This is a genomic window from Micromonospora sp. NPDC050417 (genome assembly GCF_044458865.1).
GTDB lineage: Bacteria > Actinomycetota > Actinomycetes > Mycobacteriales > Micromonosporaceae > Micromonospora_G.
Window position 1 is genome coordinate 35,626 of sequence record NZ_JBITIH010000037.1, and the last position, 7,120, is coordinate 42,745.

The window sequence follows — 7,120 nt, forward strand, 5'->3', positions numbered from 1 at the left end:
CGGCCGCGCGCGGCGGGCGGGCCGGGGGAGAGGGCACAGGCTGGTCTGGCGGTCCGGCCGGCGTCGCTACGCCGGCCCGGCCGGCTGCCAACCCCGTCGGGCGCCCCGAGGCAGCACCACCGCCAGGATGAGCGCCAGCGCGGCCAACCCGCCGGCCACCCCGGCCAGCCAGAGCGCTCGAACGCCTGCCTGCTCACGCCGGTGCTGCTGGGCTACCGCCATCGGATCCGTCTGGTCGGCCGGAAGCGCCGCAGCGGTGGGAGCCGCGCCAGCGGGCCGGGTGTCGGTCAACGCCCGATAGGGGTTGAGCACCCCGCCGCCGTACGCGTCGCTGCGACCGTCGTCCGGGGCCGGATCGGCGCTCGCCACGATCCGGGCGACCACTTCGGTGGCGGGTAGTTTTGGCTGGTACTGCCGGAGCAGGGCGGCGGTGGCCGCCACGAAGGGTGCCGCGTAGCTGGTGCCGTCGTGTCGGCTGTGTCCCGGACCAGCGGTGGCGGCCAGCACCCCGACCCCGGGGGCGACCAGGTCCACCCACGGCCCGGTCTGGGAGAACGAGGCCCGTGCGCCGTTCTCGTGGATCGCCCCCACGCCGAGCACACCGTCGTAGGAGGCGGGGTAGGGGCGTGGGTTTCCGGTCGTGTAGCGGTTGCCGACCGCCGCGACCACCACCACGTTCCGTTCGATCGCGTACTCGATCGCGGCCCGGACCGCGCGGTTGTCCTCGTACAGCACGACGGAGAGGTTGAGTACGTCCGCGTCGTGGTCGACCGCCCAGCGGATGGCCTCGGCGAAGCCCGCCTCGTTGACCGTCCGGCCCTGCTGCTCCCCGCCGATGTCCTGCTGCTCGCTGATCCGTACCGGCATGATCTTCGCCTGCGGTGCGAGCCCGTGGAACCGGACACCGTCGCGTGCGCTCGCGGCGATGATGCTCGCGACGGCGGTGCCGTGGTAGACGCAGTCGTCGGTCCCGTCGCCGCCCGAGTCGAGCAGGTCGGTCCCGTCGGTCACCTGCCCGCGCAGTTGGGGGTGCTTCTCGTCGACCCCGGAGTCGATCACCGCCACGGTGACGCCCGCGCCGGTGGCGAGCGGGGCGAGTCGGTCCGGCAGGTAGCGGCGCTGGGCCCACGGTTCCTCGTCGACGAACTTCCCCGGCGTGGCCCGGGTGGTGCAGTCCGGGGCGACACGCCGTGCGGCGCCCACCGGTGCGGGTGCCGCCCCGGCCGGTCCGGCGGGTAGCACGAGCGCCGCCAGAAAGGCATAGGTGAGGGCGAGACCTAATACCCGGCCCGGCATCGTCCGCCTCCGAAATTGTGTCGGGTTCGCGACCGGATGTTATCTGTGTGCTATCAGCCACGGCACCCACCGCCGGGCTGACATCGTGATCTCGTGCCAACCTTGTAGGTTGTACGCGGTACCTGTGGCCTCTTCGTGGAAAGGAAGGTGGCCGTGACGGAATGGGAGCCGGCCACCGAGGCCGAAGCCGCTATGCGGGACGCGCTACGCGCGAATGATCAGGAACGGTACTTCAGGATTCTGGCCCGTACCGAACTGTTGCTGCCGGTCTCCGCACACGCGCTCGCCGGGCACGCGCCGATGGGCTGGGGGACCTGGACCACCGGCGGGCGGACCCACGTACTCGCGTTCACCTCCGTGAACGCCATGCAGGCATGCCTCGGCGACAGTGCCGGCCCCACCCGGCGTACGGGTTATCACGAGTTGGCCGGTAACTGGCCGAACCTGGAGTGGTGGCTCGCGGTCAACCCCGGTCTGCCGGTCGAGGGCTACCTGCCGGCCTGGTTCGTTTCGCAGCTCGCCCGGGGTGACGTGCGGTTGCCGGGTCGGACCATCGGTGCTCGGGCCCGGCTGGAGCGGGCCGAGAGCGCCGCCCGCGCGCGGGCCACCGCAGTCGTACCGGGGCGTCCGCAGACCCAGGACTCGGCCCCGGAGCCGGCCGCACCGCCACTGCCGACACGACCGTCGCTCGCGGCTGCCGTTGATCCGCTCGTCGGCGCGAACGGCGGCTACCCGGCGAACGGGGCAGCACCGGAAAGCGGCTACCCGCCGCCCGGTGGGCAGGCCCCACCCAGCCAACTCGGCGCTGGACACCCCGGTCGCGACCGGAACGGCAATGGTGGCGACGGCACGGCGAACTTCTTCACCTCGATACCGCGCTCGGCGCGACCCGCTCCCGCCCAGACCGGGGCGGTGACGCAGGAACTCTCCGGCTGGTACGCCGCAGCGGCGAAGTCCGCCGAGCCGCCGTCGGTGCCGGCGCCGGAATCCACGGCACCGTGGCTGAGTGGGGCCACCGCCGGCGCGGACACCGTTCCGGCCGCCCCGACCAGGTCTGGGTGGACTCCGGGGGCAACAGCCGGGGCGGATCTGACCATGGCGATGCGTCGTCCGGGGTTGTCCGGGGATGCGGAGTTGACGACGGCGATGCCGCGTCCGGGGTTGTCCGGGGATGCGGAGTTGACGACGGCGATGCCGCGTCCGGGGATGCCCGCCGAGGCGGAGCTGACCATGGCGATGCCCCGTCCACCGGTTGGCGACCGCGCGCCGGGCGACCCGACCCCGCTGCCCATTCCGCGGCCACCGGCGGAGCTGGCGCCGGAGGGCTACGGGTCGACCGACTCCAGCCTCACCGAGCTGGCTCCGGTCGACCCGGCGTTCGCGGACTACGCCCCGGCCGAGCCGGCGTTCGCGGACTACGCCCCGGCCGAGCCTGCCTACCCGGACCATGCTCCGGCCACGACCGCCCACGACGAGGTCGGTCCGGCCGATCCGGTGCCGGCGGCGCCCGCGTTGCCGCCGGACTTCGTACCCGCCAACGACGTCGAGGAGAGCCTGCTCAGCGCAGCCGGTGACGGCAGCACCGACACGTTCCTTTCGACCTTGCTGCTGGCCACGGTGCTGTTGCCGGTGTCGGCCGCGGCGACGCCCGGGAGCCGCCCCGGGGACGACGGTTTCGTCTGGAACACCGAACGGATGGACGGCGAGACGTACGTGGTGGTGTTCACCTCCCCGGAACGGCTGGCCGACCACCTGACCACGTCGACCGAGACGGTCAGCGTGAAGTTTGTCCAGGTGATCCGCAGATGGCCCGACACCGAGTGGTCGTTCGCGGTGAACCCCGGCACGCCGGTCGGCGCGAAACTGCCCGGATCCCAGATCGTCGCGCTCGCCAACTGGGCTGCCGAGGTCGGGCTCGGCGACGATACCGGGCCGATCGAGCAGATCGAGTCGGCGACCGCGGAGGAAACACCACGGTCGACGTACGCGCCGGCACGGGAAGACCCGGGCCGACCGACGATGATGCAGAAGACCATCGCGCCGAGCCAGGTCATCTACTACCTTGAACGCGGCTACGACCGGGTCTCCGGTTTCGTCCACCGGGCTCCCGAGGTGGCGCACCTGAACACCCCGGCGAAGCTGCACGCCGCGCTCGGGCTCGGCTACGCGAACTCGCCCTTCGCCCGGGACGCCGACGAGATCTACGTGCTGCGCTGGCCGGCGTACCGACCGAGTCTCTACCGCATCCCGTACGGGGGGCAGTCCGAGTCCGCGATGCGGGCGATGGAGGGCTGGGTCATCGAGCGGCCACCGTTCCGGGGCAACGGCTTCGCCCCCGGCGAGAGCAGCGACGTGGTGGCGGAGTTCAAGGTGGACAGTGCCCGGCTGCCGCACGGTGCCGAACTGTGGCGGATCGGCTCGGACGGCACCGAAGTGCTGATCGCCACCTTCGACGCGGACGCGCCGAGCTGGCAGCGGGTGGAGACGCCGTGATGCGGGACGGTTACGTTGCCCGTTGGCGCGGCAAGGAGTACGAGGTCAGCCCGGACGGCGACGAGGTCCGGCTCTACCAGGTCCGCCCCGACGAGGGCTTCACCGAGGTACGTTCCGGCCGGTTCGTCCGGGTGGTGCCGGCGGCCGAGGTTGACGAGCTGGCGTACGTGCGTACCACCTGCCGGTGGAAGGGCGAGCCGTTCATCGTGCTCGCCGAACACGACACCTGGCTGCGGGTGGAGTACACCGGTGGGCGGTGGCCGATCGCCGAGGCGATGGGGCTGGAGGCGTTCGACTTCGGGGTCTACCAGGGCTGGGCGCCCTCCGCCGAGGTCACCGACCTGCGCGAACAGCGGGCCTGACCGCGACCATGGCGGACGCGGTGCGCCAACTCGCCGGGGTGTTGCTGGTCGACCCGTCCGGTGCGGTGTTGATGCAGCTCCGCGACGAGCACGCCCCGAACCATCCCCATCTCTGGGGCACCCCCGGTGGCCACATTGAGCCCGGTGAAACCGCCGAGGAAGCGGCCCGGCGGGAGTTGTGGGAGGAGACCGGCCTGCGCGTCGACGGTCCGTTGGCGCTGTTCTGGAGCGGGCGAACGGACGACACGAGCTATTCGTCCCTCTTCTACGCGCCGACCCTCGCCCGACAGGACGAGGTCGTTCTCGGTGAGGGGGCGGCGATGGTGTTCCTCTCCCCGGCGGAGATTCTCGACCTGCCGATGACACCGGTCACCGATCCTGTCGTACGCCGTTTCCTCGCCTCGCCGCAGTACCGCGCACTCGCCCCGGCGGGCGGCCAGCGTGACGTCCCGGAGGCGTGACGTGGGTGTGTCGGTCCAGCGCAGCGGAGTCGGTCGCCGGTAGCGCGGGTCCCGTACCGGTCAGGACTTCGCCCAGCGCAGGATCTCGCCGAGCACCAGGTCCGGCGTCTCCAGGTGCGGAAAGTGCCCCACCCCGTCCAGCAGCCGCCACTCGTACGGCGCGGTCACGTACCGCCCCGAACCCTGGGCGGTACGCGGCAACACCCCCCGGTCCTCTGCTCCGTGCAACTGGAGCGTCGGGGTGACCAGCGGATTCTGCATCAGCTTCACGAACCGGTAGCCCTGCAACCGCAGCACCGACCGGAACGCCCAGCGGTACCCCTCCATCGCGCAGAACGATGCCTGGGGGATCTGCATCGCCTCCCGGCACCGGGCCGAGTATGCCTCGAACGACTCGCTGCCCACCCACCGCTCGCCACCCCAGGTGGCCAGGAAGTGCCCGACCAGGGCGGCGTCGTCCCTGGTCAGGATGTGTTCGTAGCGCGGGATCTGGAACTTGAGGGTGGGTGTGGCGGCAAGGAACTGCCCACGCGGGTCGGCGAAGATCGCCGTACGCAGCCGGAGCGGATGCGGTGCGCCGAGCACCACCAGCCGTCGGACCAGACCCGGGTGGAAGGCGGCCGTGGTCCAGCCGACCATGCCGCCGAAACCGGAGCCGACCAGGACCGCGGAACGCTCGCCGAGCCCTCGGATCAGCCCGGCGACGTCGGCGGCGAGCGTGTAGCCGTCGTACCCCCGGGGTGGCTTGTCGCTCGCGCCGTAACCGCGCATGTCCACCGCGACCGCCCGGTAGCCGGCGTCCGCGACGGCGGGCAGCATGTCGTGCCAGGCCCACCAGAACTCGGGAAAACCGTGCAGGAAGAGCACCAGCGGTCCGCTGCCCGCCTCGACCACGTGGAATCTGCTGCCGTTCGCGCCGACGAAGCGATGCGTCCAGGGGCCGTCCACCAGCACGCGGGATTCGTCGACGGCAGGCCGCCGGCCACCGCCTCGCTGATCGCTCATGCAGCACAGCCTAGGCCCAGGACCAGCGTCGTCGTCCCTTACGGCAGCACAGTTACGGGTATCGTCAGGGTTGTCACCAGAAACCATGGCGGAATCTCCGATGAACCTCTTCGACGGATACGGATATGGTGCGGAACATGATTTCCGCCGATGACGGGACCTTCGCCCATCTGCCGGTGCCGGTGATCCGGGTGGAGGGCACACCGGAGCGCTGCGGGTTTGACTACGGGATCGCCGCCCGTCAGCCCATTGCCACCAACCTGGACCTCTACCTGCGCCGGTTCCGGGTCGAGGCGGGACTCGACCTCGCCGCCGTACGCGCCGCCGGTGAGGCGTTCCGGCGTACCACGGCCACACACCACCCCCGGGTGGCCCAGATGCTCGACGGTGTGGCCGAGGGGGCGGGGGTCGGGGTGGGCGAGATCTACGCGCTCAACGCCCGGACCGAACTCCTCTTCGGCGCCACCCCCACCGGTGCCCTGGCCACCCCGACCGGCGGCCACGGGTCGGCGGCGACCGTGCCGGACGGCAGGGACGGCGGCTGCACCGCCGCCGGCGTCCTCGGTACCCACACGGCCAGCGGCAACCTGCTGCTCGGGCAGAACTGGGACTGGCATCCCGACCAGCGGGAGGCGATGGTCCTGCTCGCCACCCGGGACGAGCGGGGGTTGACCGTACTCGCCCTGGCCGAGGCGGGAATGCTTGCCAAGACCGGCCTCAACTCCGCCGGTGTCGGTGTCTGCGTCAACATGCTCGGCTGCGACCGGGACGGGCTGCCCGCCGACGGTACGCCGCCCGGAGTCCCGTACCACGTGCTGCTGCGGGCGGCACTGGAGGCGGACAGCCTGGCCGGTGCGCTGAAGGCGGCCTGCCGGGGCAGCCGGAACAGCTCCATCAACCTGCTGCTCGGGCAGGCCGGCGAGGCCGGTGGTGAGCTGATCGACCTCGAACTCGTGCCCGGCGACGCGGGCTGGTTGCACCCGGTCGACGGGGTGCTGACGCACGCCAACCACCTGGAGTCCAGGCTGCCGGTTCACGACACGATGAAGGACTACGGCGGTTCGTCGATGTTCCGCTCGGCCCGTGCCCGCCGGCTGCTCGACCCGGCTGCCCAGGCGCGGAAGGTCACCGAGAGCGACCTGGCCGACCTCTTCGGCGACCACGCCAGCTTCCCGCACGCGATCTGCCGGCACGTGGACGAGCGGGACGCGCTGGCGGACCGGTCGGAGACCGTCTTCTCGGTCCTGCTCGACCTCGACGACCTGCGCTTCGGTATCGCCTCCGGCCCGCCCTGCGGTCACGAGTACGACTGGCTCGTGCTCGCCCGCTGACCACAGCGACGCAAGGGCCGCACCGATGGGAGGGGCCGCACCGATGGGAGGGGCCGGGGGGGGGGGGGCGGGGCCCCCCCCCCGCCCCCCCCCCGGCCGGGTGGGGGCCCCGGCGGGGGGGCCCAGTTAATGGGGGGGGCGCGGAGGGCGGCCCCGTGCCACCCCCCACACC

Annotated in this window: 6 protein-coding genes; 4 read left to right on the forward strand and 2 right to left on the reverse strand. The window is 72.1% G+C overall.

The genetic code is table 11. From position 1 onward, the window contains the following. Positions 1-66: 66 nt before the first annotated feature. Positions 67-1,296, reverse strand: a complete 1,230-nt coding sequence (gene mycP / locus ACIBF5_RS30865; protein WP_396816450.1) for a type VII secretion-associated serine protease mycosin — start codon at positions 1,294-1,296, stop codon at positions 67-69. 153 nt (positions 1,297-1,449) lie between these two features. On the opposite strand from mycP, the gene ACIBF5_RS30870 reads away from it, so the two are divergent. Genes ACIBF5_RS30870 through ACIBF5_RS30880 form a run of 3 tightly spaced genes read left to right on the forward strand, consistent with a single transcriptional unit; the run spans position 1,450 to position 4,612 of the window. Then, positions 1,450-3,789: an SseB family protein gene (locus ACIBF5_RS30870; RefSeq protein ID WP_396816451.1), complete on the forward strand. Its 2,340-nt coding sequence runs from the start codon at positions 1,450-1,452 to the stop codon at positions 3,787-3,789. Further along, on the forward strand, positions 3,786-4,151 hold the full coding sequence (locus tag ACIBF5_RS30875; RefSeq protein ID WP_396816452.1) for a hypothetical protein: 366 nt from the start codon (positions 3,786-3,788) through the stop codon (positions 4,149-4,151). Before ACIBF5_RS30870 ends, ACIBF5_RS30875 begins: the two co-directional genes overlap by 4 nt. Positions 4,152-4,159: 8 nt before the next feature. Continuing rightward, entirely contained in the window at positions 4,160-4,612 is a 453-nt protein-coding gene (locus ACIBF5_RS30880) for an NUDIX hydrolase (protein WP_396816453.1), read from the forward strand. A 60-nt stretch (positions 4,613-4,672) separates the two neighbouring features. On the opposite strand, the gene ACIBF5_RS30885 is transcribed toward ACIBF5_RS30880, so the two are convergent. Next, entirely contained in the window at positions 4,673-5,617 is a 945-nt protein-coding gene (locus tag ACIBF5_RS30885; RefSeq protein ID WP_396816454.1) for an alpha/beta fold hydrolase, read from the reverse strand. Positions 5,618-5,754: 137 nt separating this feature from the next. Between ACIBF5_RS30885 and ACIBF5_RS30890 the strand changes: the two genes are divergently transcribed. Next, the gene (locus tag ACIBF5_RS30890; RefSeq protein WP_396816455.1) at positions 5,755-6,948 is read left to right on the forward strand and encodes a C45 family autoproteolytic acyltransferase/hydolase; all 1,194 of its coding nucleotides are present in this window, start codon (positions 5,755-5,757) and stop codon (positions 6,946-6,948) included. Positions 6,949-7,120 lie beyond the last annotated feature (172 nt).

Coding starts and splice junctions, on each gene's coding strand:
- mycP (WP_396816450.1), bottom strand. CDS start 1,296: ATGCCGGGCCGGGTATTAGGTCTCGCCCTCACCTATGCCTTTCTGGCG.
- ACIBF5_RS30880 (WP_396816453.1), top strand. CDS start 4,160: ATGGCGGACGCGGTGCGCCAACTCGCCGGGGTGTTGCTGGTCGACCCG.
- ACIBF5_RS30885 (WP_396816454.1), bottom strand. CDS start 5,617: ATGAGCGATCAGCGAGGCGGTGGCCGGCGGCCTGCCGTCGACGAATCC.
- ACIBF5_RS30890 (WP_396816455.1), top strand. CDS start 5,755: ATGATTTCCGCCGATGACGGGACCTTCGCCCATCTGCCGGTGCCGGTG.